The organism is Cryobacterium sp. M25 (assembly GCF_002929635.1).
In the GTDB taxonomy this organism is placed as follows: Bacteria; Actinomycetota; Actinomycetes; order Actinomycetales; family Microbacteriaceae; genus Cryobacterium; species Cryobacterium sandaracinum.
The window spans coordinates 23,747-40,823 of the sequence record NZ_PJJU01000037.1; the positions used below are offsets into that span (position 1 = coordinate 23,747).

General features: G+C 68.1%; 10 protein-coding genes. 5 read left to right on the plus strand and 5 right to left on the minus strand.

What is annotated here, in order from left to right:
- The first annotated feature begins 78 nt into the window (after nt 1-78).
- A complete protein-coding gene (locus CXY81_RS03465) occupies nt 79-4,932 on the plus strand; it encodes an NAD-glutamate dehydrogenase (RefSeq protein ID WP_104193977.1) in 4,854 nt (1,617 codons plus the stop codon).
- Between the two features lie 486 nt (nt 4,933-5,418).
- On the opposite strand, the gene CXY81_RS03470 is transcribed toward CXY81_RS03465, so the two are convergent.
- Complete coding sequence (locus CXY81_RS03470; RefSeq protein ID WP_104169653.1) at nt 5,419-6,048, minus strand: MBL fold metallo-hydrolase; 630 nt, start codon at nt 6,046-6,048, stop codon at nt 5,419-5,421.
- Entirely contained in the window at nt 6,048-7,142 is a 1,095-nt protein-coding gene (locus CXY81_RS03475) for an S-(hydroxymethyl)mycothiol dehydrogenase (RefSeq protein ID WP_104193978.1), read from the minus strand. The genes CXY81_RS03470 and CXY81_RS03475 overlap by 1 nt, the downstream gene beginning before the upstream one ends.
- A 666-nt stretch (nt 7,143-7,808) precedes the next feature.
- Here CXY81_RS03475 and CXY81_RS16850 point away from each other — a divergent pair.
- Complete coding sequence (locus CXY81_RS16850) at nt 7,809-8,090, plus strand: TIGR00366 family protein (RefSeq protein WP_233193961.1); 282 nt, start codon at nt 7,809-7,811, stop codon at nt 8,088-8,090.
- A gap of 275 nt (nt 8,091-8,365) precedes the next feature.
- Here CXY81_RS16850 and CXY81_RS03485 read toward each other — a convergent pair whose 3' ends face one another.
- Nucleotides 8,366-10,648 (minus strand): FdhF/YdeP family oxidoreductase, encoded by a 2,283-nt coding sequence (locus tag CXY81_RS03485; RefSeq protein ID WP_104169655.1) that lies wholly within the window; start codon nt 10,646-10,648, stop codon nt 8,366-8,368.
- Nucleotides 10,649-10,839: 191 nt separating this feature from the next.
- On the opposite strand from CXY81_RS03485, the gene CXY81_RS03490 reads away from it, so the two are divergent.
- Both CXY81_RS03490 and CXY81_RS03495 read left to right on the plus strand, forming a co-directional pair.
- Entirely contained in the window at nt 10,840-11,787 is a 948-nt protein-coding gene (locus CXY81_RS03490) for a DarT ssDNA thymidine ADP-ribosyltransferase family protein (RefSeq protein WP_104193979.1), read from the plus strand.
- A gap of 228 nt (nt 11,788-12,015) precedes the next feature.
- Entirely contained in the window at nt 12,016-12,669 is a 654-nt protein-coding gene (locus CXY81_RS03495; protein WP_104193980.1) for a thermonuclease family protein, read from the plus strand.
- Nucleotides 12,670-12,749: 80 nt separating this feature from the next.
- On the opposite strand, the gene CXY81_RS03500 is transcribed toward CXY81_RS03495, so the two are convergent.
- Together CXY81_RS03500 and CXY81_RS03505 are read right to left on the minus strand one after the other, a co-directional pair.
- On the minus strand, nt 12,750-13,250 hold the full coding sequence (locus CXY81_RS03500; protein WP_104193981.1) for a DUF6328 family protein: 501 nt from the start codon (nt 13,248-13,250) through the stop codon (nt 12,750-12,752).
- Between the two features lie 63 nt (nt 13,251-13,313).
- Nucleotides 13,314-16,157, minus strand: a complete 2,844-nt coding sequence (locus CXY81_RS03505) for a cation-translocating P-type ATPase (RefSeq protein WP_104193982.1) — start codon at nt 16,155-16,157, stop codon at nt 13,314-13,316.
- A gap of 140 nt (nt 16,158-16,297) precedes the next feature.
- Between CXY81_RS03505 and CXY81_RS03510 the strand changes: the two genes are divergently transcribed.
- Nucleotides 16,298-16,606, plus strand: coding sequence for a hypothetical protein (locus tag CXY81_RS03510; RefSeq protein ID WP_104193983.1), 309 nt, complete (start codon nt 16,298-16,300; stop codon nt 16,604-16,606).
- The last annotated feature ends 471 nt before the right edge of the window (nt 16,607-17,077 follow it).

Sequence of the window (17,077 nt, forward strand, 5' to 3'; positions counted from 1 at the left end):
GCGTGGCTGTTGCATGCCTTGGGTCGTACGCACGTGATCCGCAATGACGCGGAGATTTTCTGATGGAGGCTTATTTCAATGACGTCTGAGTCCACCCGCACCGGGAAATCACCGGCAGGCAGCACACTCGACGCTTTCCTGGGCGACTACTACGAGCACCTGGCCGGGGAAGACCGGCAGAACTCCGATGTGGGAACCCTCCGCGAGCGGGCCGTCCACCATTGGCAGGTCGCCCAGAGCCGCACCCCCAGCACCCCGAACATCGAGATCCGGAACGAAGCCGGCCGCAGCATCGTCTACATCGTCACCGACGACATGCCTTTCCTGGTTGACTCGGTGACCGCCGAGCTGGTGCGCCAGCACTCGGCCATCCACCTCGAAGTGCACCCGCTCCTCGTCGTGACCCGCGACCGGAACACCAACGAGCTTCTCGGCGTCACCCGCGTGCACGGCGGCGACGGCGCTCGGCCCGGTGACGTCGACGAGACCGTCACCCAGGTCGAGTCGTGGATCGCGATCGAGATCGAAACCGCCAACGACGAGGCGCGGGCTGCTCTGGTCGCCGGGCTGGCCACGGTCCTCGGCGACGTTCGCGCCGCCAACGAAGACTGGCAGGCCATGCGAACGAAGGCCGTGGAGATCGCCGACGCGCTCGGCGACGTCGCCCACGCCGAGGGCATCCAGGAGATCAAGCAGGCGCAGGAATTGCTGCGCTGGCTCGACCGCGACAACTTCACCTTCCTCGGCTACCGGGAGTACGACCTGGAGACCGTCGACGGAGAGGACGTGCTGAGCATCCGTGACCGCAGCGGCCTGGGGCTGCTGCGCTCCACCGAAGATGGGCACCAGATTCAGCACCTGACGGATGCCGGCCGGCTCAAGGCGCGCGAGCGCAGCGCCCTGGTGATCACCAAGGCGAACTCGCGTTCCAGCGTGCACCGCCCGGCGTACTTCGATTACATCGGGATCAAGAGTTTCGATGCGGACGGCAACGTGCGGGGGGAGCAGCGCTTCATCGGCCTGTTCGCCGCCACGGCGTATACGAGCTCGGTGCGGGACGTGCCGATCCTGCGCGAAAAGGTCGACGCTGTGATGGACCAAGCCGGGTTCCCGCCAGGGTCGCACAGCGGCAAGGAGCTGCTCGGCATCCTGGAAACCTACCCCCGCGACGAGCTGTTCCAGATCGACGTGCCCACCCTGTTCACCACCACGCTGGCCATCCAGCGTCTGCAGGAGCGGCGGCGCACCCGGCTTTTCCTCCGCCCGGATGTCTACGGCCGGTTCATGACCGCGCTGGTCTACTTCCCCCGCGACCGGTACACCACGGCCGTGCGGCTGCGGATCGAGAAGGAGCTGCGGGACACCTTCCACGCCGAGTCCGTCGACTTCGAGGCCCGGATGACCGAGTCCGCGCTGGCCCGGCTGTTCTTCCGCATCCGGTTGCAGAAGAACGACACGGTCGGCGTCGTCGACGCCGTCGCGCTGGAGCACCGGCTGGTGATGGCGGTGCGGTCCTGGCCCGAGGGGATCGGCGAGAAACTGCGCGAGAGCCACCCGCTGGACGAGGCGGAGCGCCTCTCCGAACTCTGGTCGGAGGCGTTCCCAGCCAGCTACCGGGTGGATTACGAGCTCGAGGAGGCCGTGCAGGACATCGGGCGATTCGAGGCCGGCGCCGCGGCGGCGGCCGCCGGGACCGGGCCGATCCGGCCGGCGCTGAACGTGTATCTTCCGACCGGCACGGGCGCCGGTGACACGGTCATCGACGCCGACGACGGAAGCACCGCGGGACGCGGCGTCACGGCGGAGGATGCCCGGATCAAGCTCTACATGATGGAGCCCAAGAGCCTGAGCCAGATCTTGCCGTTCCTGCAGAACCTCGGCATCGAGGTGCTCGACGAGGTGCCCTTCGAGATCGAGACCGCCGACGGCCGCGCGTTCTACCTCTACGACCTGGGCTTGAGCTACCCCGAGGGCGTGGACCCGGTCGCGACCGGCGCACTCCTGGCCGACTCCTTCGGCGCCGCCGTCAGCGGGGCCATCGAATCGGACGGCCTCGACCGACTGGTGCTGCGGGAAAGCATGCCCTGGCACCGGGTCGTCATCCTGCGCAGCTACGCCAAGTACCTGCGCCAGGCCGGAAACACCAACTCCTACGGCTTCATCGCCGATACCCTGCTGGCCAATCCGGCCGTCACCCGAGGGCTGGTGGCGCTCTTCGAGGCCCGGTTCGATCCGGAATTGGCCGAGCCGGAGCGCATCCGTCGCAGCCTGCAGGTCAAGGATGAGCTGACGGCGGCCATGGAAGCGGTCACCACGCTCGACGCCGACCGGGTGCTGCGCACCCTGATCAACCTGATCGAGTCGTCGCTGCGCACGAACTTCTTCCAGGACAAGCCCTACCTGAGCATCAAGCTCGACCCGACCACGATCGAGCTGTTGCCGTTCCCGCGACCGAAGTACGAGATCTGGGTGTACTCCCCGCGGGTGGAGGGCGTACACCTCCGCTTCGGCAAGGTGGCCCGCGGCGGGCTGCGCTGGTCGGACCGGCGGGAGGACTTCCGCACGGAGGTGCTCGGCCTGGTCAAGGCGCAGACGGTCAAGAACGCGGTGATCGTGCCGTCCGGCGCCAAGGGCGGGTTCTTCGCCAAGCAGCTGCCCGATCCGGCGCTGGACCGCGCGGCCTGGATGGCCGAGGGCATCGGGAGCTACAAGACCTTCATCCGGGGGCTGCTCGACCTCACCGATAACCTGGTGACCACGGCGGAGGGGGAGCAGCTCGTGCCGCCCGCCCGGGTGGTGCGCCACGACGACGACGATTCCTACCTGGTCGTCGCGGCCGACAAAGGCACGGCCACCTTCTCTGACATCGCCAACGGCGTCGCCGCCGAATACGGTTTCTGGATGGGCGACGCGTTCGCCTCCGGCGGCTCGATCGGCTACGACCACAAGGCCATGGGCATCACCGCCCGCGGCGCATGGGAGTCGGTCAAGCGCCACTTCAGCGAACTGGGCGTCGACACGCAGGCCGAGGACTTCACGGTCGTCGGCGTGGGCGACATGTCCGGCGACGTCTTCGGCAACGGCATGCTGCTCTCGGAGCACATCCGTCTGCTGGCGGCCTTCGACCACCGGCACATTTTCCTGGACCCGAATCCGGATGCCGCGCGCTCCTTCCAGGAACGAGCGCGCCTCTTCGCCCTGCCGCGGTCGTCGTGGGCGGACTACGACACCAGCCTGATCAGTGCCGGCGGCGGGGTCTTCCCGCGCCAGGCCAAGGTGGTGACGATCTCCGCCGAGGTGCGCGCCGCACTCGGGCTGCCGGACGGGACGGTGCGGCTGAGCCCGCCGGAACTGCTCCGCGCCATCCTGACCGCCCCGGCCGACCTGCTCTATAACGGCGGCATCGGCACCTATGTGAAGGCCAGCAGCGAGACGGCCGCGCAGGTCGGCGACAAAGCGAACGACGCCATCCGGGTCGACGGCCGGGATCTGCGGGTCAAGGTCGTCGGCGAGGGCGGCAACCTCGGGATGACCCAGCTCGGGCGCATCGAGGCGGCCCTCACCGGCGTGATCCTGAACACCGACGCGATCGACAACTCCGCCGGGGTGGACTGCTCCGACCACGAGGTCAACATCAAGATCTTCGTCGACCGGATGGTGGCCGCCGGCAAGCTGGCCGAGTCGGAGCGGTCGGAGTTCCTCGCCTCCATGTCCGACGAGGTGGCGCGGCTGGTGCTGGAAGACAACGTCGACCAGAACATCCTGCTGCTCAACGACCGGGCGAAGGTGACCACCTGGAGCCCCAGCTACGAACGGCTGATGGACTGGCAGGAGGCCTCGGGCGACCTCAAGCGCGAGTTGGAGGCGCTGCCCACCACGGCGACGCTGCGGGAGCGCCTTGAAACGGGCCAGGGCCTGACCTCACCCGAGCTGTCCGTGCTGGCGGCCTACGCCAAGATCGATCTGGCGACCACGCTGCGGGACAGTGACCTGCCCGACGACCCCTGGTTCGGCCGAACCCTGCGCCGGTACTTTCCGGTGCAGCTGTCCGAGCGCTTCGACGCCGAGCTCGACACGCATCCGCTGCGCCGCGAGATCATCGCCACCGTCGTCGCGAACGACATGATCAACCTCGGCGGCGTGACCTTCGCGTTCCGGGCTATGGAGGAGACCTCGGCGAACCAGGCCACGGTCGCGAAAGCCTTCGTCGCGCTGCGGGAGATCTTCGAAATCGACGTGCTCGTGGCCGAGGTCAACGCCCTGCCGTCGTCGTTCCCGACCAAGCACTGGACGTCGATCCACCTGGACATCCGTCGCCTGCTCGACCGGGCCGTGCGCTGGCAGGTCAACCAGGGGGCGTCGCGACCGGTGGGCGAGGTGGTGGCCCAGTACAAACCGCAAATGGACCTGATGCGCGCCCACCTGGAGGATTACCTCAAGGGCGGCGACCTCAAACGCGTGCAGTCCCTGCTGGAGACCGCCCAGGAGTGGGGCGTACCGGAGAACCTCGGTCGCCGGTGGGCCGAACTCTTCGAGGCCTTCGCCCTGCTGGACGTGGCGCAGATCTCCGCCCAGGTCGATGAGCCTCTGGCCGACGTCGCCGGCGTCTACTACACGGTCTACGACCGGTTCCGGGTGGACAACCTGCTGGAGCGCATCACCGTGCTGCCGCGCAAGGACCGCTGGCAGGCCCTGGCCCGCGCCGCCCTCCGCGACGACCTGTACTCGACGGTCGCCGATATGACGCGGGCGGTGCTGAAGGAAACGCATGCCGGCCACGCCGACGCCCGACTGCTCGCCTGGGAGGCGCTCAACGCGGAACAGTTGGGACGGGCTCGCAGCGTGTTCGAGGAGGTCAACGCCCTCGGTCAGGACGACATGGCGTCCCTGTCCGTGGTTGTGCGGCTGCTGCGCTCGATCGTGCGCCGCTGACCTGCCGGCTGCGGACATCCGTCGCTGCGCGCTGCTCACGCGCTGCTCGCGCGCTGCTGGCGCGCTGCTCGCCCACTATTACTGCCTGCTGCCACCGGCCGTTTGGGGCTAACTCAGGAGAATGGCGAGCCTGATGAGTATGGGCCGGCATCGGCCGCGGAATCACGAGGCGGGTGCCGGCCGGGCACGGGGATCTCCTGAATTAGCCACAGTGGATGGCCCGAACCGACGGATGCCTGAGCCCGGTCAGGGTCGCCCGCGGGCAGCCGGTGTCCCGAACCAGCCTCCGCCGCAGTGTGGCTGACTCAGGAGATCTGACAACGCAATGCCTCTTGGCCGCACATGTGCCGCGGAATCACGCGGTGGGCGTCGCCGGCGCGTGGGGATCTCCTGAGTTAGCCACAGTCCGTGCTGCCAAAAACGGATTCTGACCACATCGGCGGCGCCGCTCGACGGATTTCCGGGGCAGTCTTCCGGGGTCACGCTCTAGTGGCCGCGGGCGATCCATTCATCCAGGTGCCCGGCCTCGGCGCCGATTGTCGTCGACTCGCCATGGCCGGTGAGCACGACGGTGCTCGCCGGGAGCATCAGCAGCTTGCCTTTGATCGAGGCGAGGATCGTGGGGAAGTCGCTGAACGACCGGCCGGTCGCGCCGGGTCCGCCTTGGAACAAAGTGTCGCCGCTAAAGACCGTGCCGAGCGCGGGCGCATAGAAGCAGACGGCGCCGGGGGAGTGCCCCGGCGTGTGCAGCACCTCGAGTTCAATACCGGCCACCCGGATGCGCTGGCCGTTCTCGAGCGGACGGCTCGGCGGGGCATCCGGGTAGACCCGGTCCCACAGCATCATGTCGTCGGGGTGGAGGTAGGTCGGCGCGGTGTGCGCGGCCTGCACCCCGGCGACGGCACCGATGTGGTCGTCGTGCGCGTGCGTGCAGAGGATGCCCACCAGCTTGCGGTCGCCGACCGCGGCGAGGATGGCGTCGACGTCGTGGGCCGCGTCGACCACAACGCACTCGTCGTCGTCGCCGACGATCCAGACGTTGTTGTCCACGTCCCAGGTGCCGCCGTCGAGGCTGAAGCTGCCCGAGGTGACGAGGTGTTCGATCCGCGCCGTCATCAGAGCACGACCACGGAGCGCAGCACGTCGCCGCGGGCCATCTTCGCGAAGGCCTCCTCGATATGCCCGATTCCGATTCGTTCACTGACGAACCCGTCCAGCGGCAGGCGGCCCTGCAGGTAGAGGTCGGTGAGCATCGGGAAGTCGCGCTCCGGCAGGCAGTCGCCGTACCAGGACGACTTCAGAGCACCGCCCCGGCCGAACACGTCGAGCAGCGGGATCTCCAGCATCATCTCGGGGGTCGGCACGCCCACCAGCACGACGGTGCCAGCCAGGTCGCGGGCGTAGAACGCCTGCCGCCAGGTTTCGGGACGCCCGACGGCGTCGATCACGACATCCGCGCCGAACCCGCCGGTCAGTGCCTGCACGGCCGCGACCACGCCGTCCTCGTCGAGGCCGGCTGAGTCGATGGTGTGGGTGGCGCCCAGCGTCTGGGCGGTCGCGAGCTTCTTCGCGTCGCGGTCGATCGCGATGATGACGGATGCCCCGGCGAGCCGGGCCCCGACGACCGCCGCGTTGCCCACGCCGCCACATCCGATCACGGCGACCGAGTCGCCCCTGGTCACGTTGCCCGTGTTCATGGCGGCCCCGATGCCGGCCATGATGACGCAGCCGAGCAGTCCGACGACCGCGGGGTCGGCGGCAGGGTTGACCCTGGTGCACTGTTTCTCGTGCACAAGAGTCTTTTCGGCGAAGGCGCCGATGCCGAGGGCGGGGCTGAGCTCGGTGCCGTCGGTGAGGGTCATTTTCTGGGTGGCGTTGAAGGTGTTGAAACAGTACCAGGGCTCGGCGCGCTTGCAGGCGCGGCAGTCGCCGCAGACGGCGCGCCAGTTCAGCACGACGAAGTCGCCCACGGCGACGTGGGTGACACCCTCGCCGACGACGCTGACCCGGCCGGCGGCCTCGTGGCCGAGCAGGAATGGGAACTCGTCGTTGATGCCGCCCTCACGGTAGTGCACGTCGGTGTGGCAGACGCCGCAGGTCTCGATGTCGACGACGACCTCACCGGGTGCAGGGTCGGGGATGACGATGTCGACAAGCTCCACCGGCGCGCCCTTCGATCGAGCGATGACGCCTTTAACGGTGATCGACATGGGACTCCTCTGGGTTGGTGCCCGGACAGGCGGTGGTGGAACCCAACCACACTACCCAACCTCCTGCCCTGCCCTATCCAACCAATTCGACGGAGATTTTGCCAGAGAGAACCCGTTTCGGCCCGAAACAGGCTCGTAGAGGCAAAATCTCCGTCGAATTCGTTAGGGGTTCAGGGTGCGGATGCCGCGCGCGGAGCCACGCGACCGGCCGAGAGCGCGACCGGCCGAGAACGCGACCGGCCGAGGCGCGACCGGTTACGCGAATTCCTGGCAGTGATCGCACCACCAGCCGCCGCCGACCGGCGCCATCGGGTCGTAGCAGAAAGCGCAGGTCGGTGTGGGGAGCACGTTATCGTCGTTCATTCGGAGTTCAGTTTCGATTCTGAAAACGAGTTCCCCAGCCCAGAGAAAGGCATTCGCGAGTTTTGAGTGTAGGCAGACCGCGACCCGGATGTCTAGGACAATTGACAATTCTGACTACGAACTTTCAAGTACGACAACGGATGCGCTCGGCGCGGCAGCACTCGCTCCGGCACCGGATCGGTGGTTTGACACCCCCGCTCGGGGCACATTGCGTCGGCCGGGTTGCGGACCCGGTCTGCGTTCAGGCAAGCACGCACCACCATCGGCCGGCTGGCGACGGTGCCGACGTGCGCCGCGACAGCCGTGAGCTTCGTGGTCCTGCTGTCAATGTCGGTGTCGTTTCTCAACGGGGGGCTCAGCCTGGTCTTCGCCGGGCTCCTGGCCCGGACGATCGCCCGCAGGGGCGACCTGCGCGTGGACTACCGGGTCCTCGGCGCCGCGGCCTTCAGGGGGCTCGGCGCGGTGTGGGCGCTCGGGCTGTCGTCGTCCGCGGCTCTGCTGCAGGCCACGGCCGCCTCCCTGCCGCCGGAGCTGCTCAAGGTCAGCGGCGTGCTCGACTTCGGTGCCACGATCTTCACCTGGTAGTCGCTCGTGCTGCGCACGGTGATGATGGCGCTCACCGTGAGCGTCACGCACCTGTCCGCGCCCCGCGGCGTCGCCATCCGCCTCGCGTCGCCATCCGCCTCGCGTCGACATCCGCCTCGTTGCGGGACTCGAGGTGAGCCTCGACGACCAGCCCGAAACTCCTGCTCTATCGTGTACATCCCACGGCAATCTTCGATTTCGACGTGCGGCCCTCCGCCGCCGGGCCGCAGCGGATCGGGCGCCCCGCTTTCGTTCTGGCCAGGGCGTGTATCTGGTCAGCGCGAGGGTTCCAGCCGCACCAGCACCGCCTTGGAGACGGGGGTGTTGCTGCCCTCCGCGGTGGAATCCAAGGGCACCAGCACGTTGGCCTCGGGGAAGTAGGCGGCGGCGCAGCCGCGGGCGCTCGGGTAGGCGACGAGCCGGAACCGCCGCAGCACCCGGTCGACGTTGTCGCTGAACTCGCTGTGCACATCGACGAGCATGCCGCTGATCAAACCCAGCTCCGCGACATCCTCCGGGTTGACGAAGATGACCTGGCGGCCGTTCTTGATGCCCCGGTAGCGGTCGTTGGGGCTGTAGATCGTGGTGTTGAACTGGTCGTGCGAGCGCAGCGTCTGCAGGAGCAGACGCCCCGGCGGCCGTTCGAGGGGCTCGAGTTCGTTGACCGTAAGCAGGGCCTTGCCGCTGGGGGTCGGGAACGTGCGCAGGTCGCGCGGCGCATGGGGGAGGGAGAAACCTTCCTGCTGGCGGATGCGCTGGTTGAAGTCGGCGAAGCCCGGAATGACGTGCGAGATGTGGTCACGGATGCTGTCGTAGTCGCTCTCGAAACCGGCCCAGTCGATCGAGGCGGTGCCGTCGAGGGCGGCCCGGGCGAGGCGCGACACGATGGCCACCTCGGAGAGCAGCTGATCCGACACCGGTGGGAGCAGGCCGGTGGACGAGTGCACCGCGGAGACCGTGTCCTCAACCGACACGAACTGCGCGCCGGTGGCCTGCAGGTCGATCTCGGTGCGGCCCAGGGTCGGCAGGATGAGCGCCTGGTCGCCGACCACAGCGTGGGACCGGTTCAGTTTGGTGGAGATCTGCACGCTCAGCACCGTCTTCTGGATTGCGGCCTCGGCGACGACGGTGTCGGAGATCGCGCCGACCAGGTTGCCGCCCAGGGCGATCCAGACCGTGACCAGGCCGTCGCGCATGGCGCGAATGGAGTCGACGCTGTCCAGGCCGTCCACGCGGGGCGGGTCGAACCCGAATTCTCGTTCCAGGGCGTCCAGGAACGCCGGTGGCATCTTCTCCCAGATGCCCATGGTGCGGTCGCCCTGCACATTGCTGTGCCCGCGGATCGGGGACGCCCCCGCGCCGGGCTTGCCGATGTTGCCGCGCAGCAGGAGCAGATTGATGATCTCCCGGATTGTCGGAACGGCCTTCTTGTGCTGGGTGATGCCCATCGCCCAGGTGATGATGACCCGGTCCGCCCGCAGATACCGGTCGGCCAGCTCGTCGATCTCGGCCGCGCGCAACCCCGTGGCCGCCAGGACCGCACCGTCATCCTGGTGGGCGAGGTGCTCGCGCAACTCCTCCAGCCCGACACAGTTCTCGCGCAGGAACGCATGGTCGAGCACGGTTCCGGGCCGGGCGGCCTCGGCGTCGAGCACCCGTCGGGAGAGGGCCTGCATGAGGGCCATGTCGCCGCCGAGCCGGATCTGCAGGTACTGGTCGGCCATCACGGTTCCGGCCCCGACGACGCCCCGCACCTTCTGCGGGTTCTTGTAGCGCATCAGCCCGGCCTCCAAGAGCGGGTTGATGGCGACGATGGCGGCGCCCGCCTCCTTCGCCTCTTCCAGCGCCGTGAGCATCCGCGGATGGTTGCTGCCCGGGTTCTGCCCCATGATGATGATCAGGTCCGCACGGGCGAAGTCGGCGTAGGTGACGGTGCTTTTGCCGATCCCGACGGTCTCCGCCATCGCGTGGCTGGTCGACTCGTGGCACATGTTCGAGCAGTCCGGCAGGTTGTTCGTGCCGAGCGCGCGCACGAACAGCTGGTAGAGGAAGGCCGCCTCGTTGGAGGTGCGACCGCTCGTATAAAACGTCGCCTGGTCGGGCGAGTCCAGTCCGCGGAGGGTGTCCCCGATCAGCTTGAACGCGTCGTCCCAGGTGATCGGCCGGTAGTGCTCGGACCCGGCCGGCTTGTGCACCGGCTGCACGAGGCGGCCTTGCATGCCGAGCCAGTACTCCGACTTCGTGAGCAGCTCTCTGATCGGGTTCTCGGCCCAGAATTCGGCCGGGATCGTGATCGGCGTTGCCTCCCAGGTCACCGCCTTGGCGCCGTTCTCGCAGAACTCGAACGTCTTGCGCCGATCGGGATCCGGCCAGGCGCAGCTCATGCAGTCGAAGCCGTCCCGCTGGTTCATCGCAGTCAGTGCCTTCAGGCTGCGGGGTACACCCATCTGCCGGAAGGCCGGCCCCATTGCATGGGTGACGCCTGGCACCCCCGCCGCCCATTCCCTGGGCTTGCCGACCTCGATCTTGTCCTCGTCGATATCGTCAACGCTGCTCATACGTCGGTAGTAGCACCCTTCGCCGGGAGCGACAAGGCATGTGCGACTCACCCACCCTCAGGCCGAAATGGGCCGAACGGATCCCGCCATCGGTCACCACGAGGTCAGAAATGACCGTACCGTTGATATGTGGTCTTCAAGCATCGGACTTGAAGAGTGTGGGGGCCACGCACACGAAAGGTTTTTCTAGCTTGAGCGACGAATGCATCCATGGACTCGAGGGCGGCCTCTGCGCCAGCTGCTTCCCGAAGGCCGCTCCCGAAATCGTGCCCGGCGTGGCCACCCGCGCCAGCCGGAGCAAGTCGACGGGCCGCGCACCGTCGCTTCGCAGTTCGCCGTCACCGCGCACCGTCACCCTGGGCGGACCCAACCCCACCCTGAGCGCGAAGACCGCTACCGCGAAGGCGGCCACCGCCAAGGCCGCCAGCACTCTGAAGCCCGTCAGGAGCACGAAATCCTCCCACGACAACGTCGGTGAGCAGCGGATCTACCACGTCACCCACATCCGCAACCTCGCCGGCATCCTGAACAGCGGGCGCCTGCTTGCCGACGCGAGCGACGCCTGGACCGCCCGGCCGGTCGTCGACCTGTCGTCGGCACCTCAGCGCGCGGCCCGGCGTGCCGCGCTCGTCGCCGGAGACGACAGCGCGAGCGTCGCCTGCTACGTGCCGTTCTTCCTCTCGCCCAATGCGCGCCTGTGGGACAGCCTCCTCACCGAATCCAACGACCCGCGCCTGTCGCCGGAGGCGCACCGCTCCCCGACGTACGACTTCGTCATTCTGGTCAGCACGGTCAAGAAGCTCCTCGACGCCCAGGCCGGCGCCGAGGAAACCGTCGCAGCGAGCGTCGCGGTGACCAACGGGGATGCCGCGGGGGCCCTGACCAGGTTCGGCTCTGCTCCCGAGACTGCCGACCGCATGCTGCGTTCGCTGCGCGCCGATCAGGAATCACAGAAGATCCGGGAGGCGGAACTGCTCGTCACCGAGTCGTTCCCGTTCGAGTTGGTCACGCTCGTCGGCGTCGCCAACGACAAGGTGCGCGACGCGGTGCGCAGCATTTTCGCCGCCGAGGCGCACAAGCCCAAGGTCGTCGTGTACCCGCCGTGGTTCCACGCCGTGGAGGAAACCGCAGCGCCCTAGCCGGTCAGACGTCCGGAGCGCCCTCTCGCCACGTGCCCGGCCTGCCCTGTCCGGCGTCGAACCAATTCGACGGAGATTCTCGTGAAAAACAGCTTTTTCGGAGTTTTCGGGGCCGATTCCGGCAAAATCTCCGTCGAATTCGTTCGGGACGGAGGTGCTCCCGGGCCTCGGACTCGTCAGACACGGCGGGTGGCGTGTGCCTGCCTGGCTCTGCCCTAGTCTCGGGGAATGGGTAGACGACAGGGCCGCTCGCGCGTGCCGATCGGTGTTCTCGTTCTCGGAGTACTCGGCTTCGCCTGGGTCCAGCAGTCAGAATTCCTGGCGACCGAGTTCGAGAGCATGCTGAGCTCGGTGAGCCAAGGCTCCGGCCAGAGCTCCGGCGAGAGCACCGGCCCGGTGGCGACCGCCGCGGACGGCACCGTCGAGACAGCGGTCGGCGGCATCCCCGCACGACCGAGCGGAGCCGTCCCGATGACCGTGGAGCATGTGCATGATGGCGACACGCTCTTTCTGCGAACGGACCAGCCGAACGCCCTGGTGGCGACGACGGATGCCGTCAAGGTACGACTGCTCGGAATCGATACGCCGGAGGTGGGGGACAGCGCCGAATGCTTCGGCGATCAGGCCGCGGAGCAGTTGCGGGCACTCCTCCCCGATGGCAGCCGCACCTGGGTCACCGCCGACCAGGACCCGACTGACCGATACGGCTGTAGCCTGTTCTATCTCTGGACCGGGGACGGGCGATTCGTCAACTACGAGCTCGTCGCCGGCGGCGTCGCCGAGTCGCTGATGATCCCGCCGAACGACGCGCACTACCCGCTGCTGCGTACGGCCGAGGACGCCGCAACGACGGGAGGCGCGGGCCAGTCGGGCGCCTGCTGATGCGGCGGAGCCGTCCCACCGATATCCCCGCGTCGTCCCCCGCCAGTCGTCCGCCGCCAGTCGTCCCCCGCCAGTCGTCCTCAGCGCTTCGCCCGGCGCGGCAGGACCAGCCAGACCGCCACGATGACCAGTAGTACCGCGGCCCCGGCCACCTGACCGGCCGTTCGGCCCAGCACCACGTCGAAGACCAGCAGGGTGGTGCCGGCGAGGATCACGGCGACACCGACCAGTGTGGCCCGCACGAGCACGTCGGCGACCCGCACGATCTGCTTCATCGCATGCTTCCCGAAGAGCAGCCGGTGAAGGCTGACCGGCCCGAGCGCCAGAACGGTGGTGGTGGTGGCCGTGCCGACAAGAATCAGATACACGGTCAGTTGGTACAGGTCGAGTTCGGTGAACCGCGGTTGGAAGGCGAGGGCGAGCAGAAAACCACCCACGATCTGGGTGCCCGTCTGGGTGACTCTGAGCTCCTGCAACAGCGAAAGCCAATTGCGGTCGAGGCGCTGGACATCCGTTTCGTTGCGGCGGGGCGCGGATGCCGACTCCGTCGCCGTGGGTTCCGGTGGTCCTGACAGGCTCATGCCCCGATCGTAATGCGCTTTGCGGAAACGAGATCGCACGCGTCCAGCACGGAACGGGAGAGGTCAGGCGCGCACCCTCAGGATCCACTTGCGCAGTTCCTCGACCCACAGCACGACGGATGCCATGCCCACGCAGACGGCCCAGTGCAGAGGGTCCATCGAGGTGGTGCCGAACGCGGTCTGCAGGAGCGGGAGTTCGACCACGGCCACCTGCAACAGGATCGCGAGCAGGATCGCCCCCCACAGCCATGGGTTCACGAACAGCCGATGGAACGCGGTGGTCAGCTCGGAGCGCGCGTTGAGTGTGTTGAACAGCTGGGCGAAGACCAGGGTGGTGAACCCCGCGGTGCGGGCCACGGTGAGGCCGTCCGTGCCGGGTTCCAGCGCCGGCAGCAGCCCGCCGGGCAGGAACAGGTCGATCGTGGCGAGGGTGACCACCGCCATCACCAGGCCGGTCGACATGATGCCCACCCACATGCGCAGGTCGATCATACGGTCGGTGATCCCGCGCGGGGGGCGGGCCATCACGTCGTCGATCTCCGGGTCGACGCCCATCGCCAGGGCCGGGCCGGAGTCGGTGATCAGGTTGATCCAGAGGATCTGGGTGACCAGCAGGGGCAGCACCACGGTCTCGCTGCCGGCGCCGGTCAGGCCCAGCACCCCGGCGAGGAGCACGCCGAGGAACACGGTGAGCACCTCGCCCATGTTCGAGGACAGCAGGTACCGCAGGAACTTCTTGATGTTGTCGAGGACGACCCGGCCGGCCCGCACCGCGGCGACGATGGTGGCGAAGTTGTCGTCGACCAGGATCATCTTCGCGGCCTCCTTGGTCACCTCGGTGCCCGTGATGCCCATGGCCACGCCGATGTCGGCGGACTTCAGGGCCGGGGCGTCGTTGACGCCGTCGCCGGTCATCGCCACGATGTCGCCGTTGGCCTGCAGGGCGTCGACGATCCGCAGCTTGTGCCGCGGGGAGACGCGGGCGAACACGGATGTGCCGCGCACCGCCTCCCGTAGCCCCGGCTCGTCGAGGTGGTCGAGGTCTGCTCCCGCCAGCGTCGTCGACCCCGGTTCGACGATCCCCAGGTCGCTCGCGATCCGCGCGGCCGTGGCGGGGTGATCGCCCGTGATCATGATCACGCGCACGCCCGCCCGGTGGGCTTCCTGGACGGCTGACGTCACCTCGGCGCGGGGCGGGTCGATGATGCCGACCACCCCGGCGTAGATCAGGTCCTGCTCGTCGGCCTCGTCCAGCGGCGCCGTGTTCTCGTCGGCGACTCGGTAGGCGACACCCAGGGTGCGGAAGGCCTGGGCCGAGAGCGCCTGGATGTCGGCAAGCATCCGTGGCCGCTGCTCGGCGGTCAGAGGTACGACCGTCTCGCCGACTTGCACGTAGGCGCAGCGCTCGAGGAGCACGTCGGGCGCGCCCTTGCTGAAGATGCGCAGGCTGTCGTCGCCGGTCTCCTGGTGCAGGGTGGACATCATCTTGCGTTCCGAGGTGAAGGGCATCTCACCCCGACGTTCGAACCGGGCCATGTGCCCGGTGGTGCCCTCGAGTTTGGCCGCGGCCACCAGGAACGCGGCCTCCGTGGGGTCACCCTGGATCTCCCACTCGCCGTCGTGCTCGGTCAGCTGGGCGTTGCCGGCGAGGGAACCGACGCCCAGCACCAGCTGGGCCTCAAAGCGGAGTGCCGGGTCTGTGAGCGGTTCGTCGCCCTGGCGCAGTTCGCCCTCGGGGCGGTAGCCCACCCCGGTCACGTCCACCCGGCCGGAGGCGGTCAGCAACTGCTGGATCGTCATCTCGTTGCGGGTTAGCGTGCCGGTCTTATCGCAGCAGATCACGGATGCGGAGCCCAGGGTCTCCACGGATTTCAGGTTCTTGACAACGGCGTTCTGCCGCGCCATCCGTTGTATCCCGATGGAGAGGATCACCGACAGGATTGCCGGCAGCCCCTCGGGAACGGCTGCGACCGCGAGGGATACCCCGAGCAGGAACACGGTCACGAAGTCGGCGGGCGTGGACACGCCCTGCACGAGCACGATGGTGAGCATCACGACCGTGGCGATCGCGATCACGACGACGCTGAGCAGCTTGCCGATGTGGCCGATCTCGGTTTGCAGCGGGGTGGGGTGCGCCTCGGTGCGGTCAAGCATCGTGGCGATGGCGCCGACCTCGGTGTTCATGCCGGTTCCGGTGACGATGCAGCGGCCGACGCCCTGGCTGACGGCGGTGCCCTTGAAGACCATGTTCAGGCGATCGCCGAGGGCGGCCGCGGCGGGAAGGGTGCGCGGGTTCTTGGTGACGGCCTCGCTTTCGCCGGTGAGGGAGGCCTCCGCGATCCGCAGCGAACTCGCCTCGGTGAGGCGGGCATCCGCCCCCACGCTGTCGCCCTCACCCAGAACCAGCAGGTCGCCGCGCACCAGCTCGGTGCTGGGCACGGTGGCGAGCAGGCCGTCGCGCATGACGGTCGAGGATGCCGCTGTCATGGTGGACAGGGCGGCCACGGCGTTGTCGGCGCGCGCCTCCTGCACCAGGCCGAGCACGGCGTTGAGCACTAAGATCACGGCGATCACGATGGCGTCCACGGGCAGGCCGGGTGCCCCCTCGATCAGCCAGGCGCCGAGCGACACCGCGGTGGCGACCAGCAGCAGGTAGATCAGAGGGTCGTTGAACTGGGCCAGGATCCGGCGCCAGAACGGCACCGGGCGCACGCTGCGCAGCTTGTTCGGGCCCTCGGCCGCGAGGCGACGCGCGGCTTCGGCGCCGGTGAGGCCCCGGGCGGCGTCGGTCTCGAGCCGGCGGGCGATCTCGGCGGCATCGGTAACGGCGGGATCGACTGCGAGACGGTCGATCGGGTCCGATATTTCCGATTGAGCTGATTTCTCCGATTGAGCAGACGCGTCCATCGGGTGGGTTCCTCGTTTCCGGGAGTGCCGGGTCGGTCTGGCCCGCGGCTCCACCCAGTGTAGAACCGGGCCGCGGCCGGCGCTGCGTCGGTGCCCGTCGGTGCCTTTCGGTGCCCGTCGGTGCCTTTCGGTGCCTTTCGGTGCCTTTCGACATCCCGTCCGTCCCGGCGTACCTTCCACAATGGGGGTTCGCGACGGCGGATGCTGCTGGGTCGACTGCGACAGATCCCGCCTGGAGCGAAGCCCACCACATCAACGACTGGCTGAACGACAACGGCTACACCGACCTTGTCGACGGAGTGCTGCTCTGCCACCCACACCACCTGCTCCTGCACAACCAGCAATGGAGCATCATCCGAACCGAAACGGACTACTGGCTTCGACCACCAGTCGAAGTCAATCCGGACCAGACCCTGATCGCACTCCCCAGCAAGCGGGCGAACCCGTAATCAGGGCGCAGGCTTGATTGCCGTCCTTGTTTCGGGGGATTGGCGGCTCAGCGCCAGAGGGTGGAGTCGATCTGGATGGCCACCACATAGAGATGCTGACCCTGCTCGATCTTCTCGACCTCGTAGACGCGCACGGGTGTCTGCGACACGGTGTCCATCGGTCGTCCGACGCCTATCCCTTAGGTGACGTAGCCCTCGAAATCTCCCGCCGGAGCGTAGCGGGTGATCGCGCCGTAACCGAGGACTTCCGGCGGCGCGGTGCCGGGGGAAGCCCCCCCCCCGGAAATCGGCGTCGGCGCAGGCGAGGCCGGTGCGGAACCGGTGGCCGAACCTGTGGCCGAACCCGTGGCCGATGGCGAGGCGCCACCGCCGAAATCGGGGTCCCAGGGAGCACACGCCGTCGCAGCCAGGGTGGTAATCAGGAGAAGAGGGACCACTAGCATCCGTCCCAGTGGTGAACGTCGCCGCGTC

What these genes read in the sequence shown, in the direction of transcription:
- CXY81_RS03465 (WP_104193977.1), top strand. Translation starts at nt 79, where the DNA reads ATGACGTCTGAGTCCACCCGCACCGGGAAATCACCGGCAGGCAGCACA.
- CXY81_RS03470 (WP_104169653.1), bottom strand. Translation starts at nt 6,048, where the DNA reads ATGACGGCGCGGATCGAACACCTCGTCACCTCGGGCAGCTTCAGCCTC.
- CXY81_RS03475 (WP_104193978.1), bottom strand. Translation starts at nt 7,142, where the DNA reads ATGTCGATCACCGTTAAAGGCGTCATCGCTCGATCGAAGGGCGCGCCG.
- CXY81_RS03485 (WP_104169655.1), bottom strand. Translation starts at nt 10,648, where the DNA reads ATGAGCAGCGTTGACGATATCGACGAGGACAAGATCGAGGTCGGCAAG.
- CXY81_RS03495 (WP_104193980.1), top strand. Translation starts at nt 12,016, where the DNA reads ATGGGTAGACGACAGGGCCGCTCGCGCGTGCCGATCGGTGTTCTCGTT.
- CXY81_RS03500 (WP_104193981.1), bottom strand. Translation starts at nt 13,250, where the DNA reads ATGAGCCTGTCAGGACCACCGGAACCCACGGCGACGGAGTCGGCATCC.
- CXY81_RS03505 (WP_104193982.1), bottom strand. Translation starts at nt 16,157, where the DNA reads ATGGACGCGTCTGCTCAATCGGAGAAATCAGCTCAATCGGAAATATCG.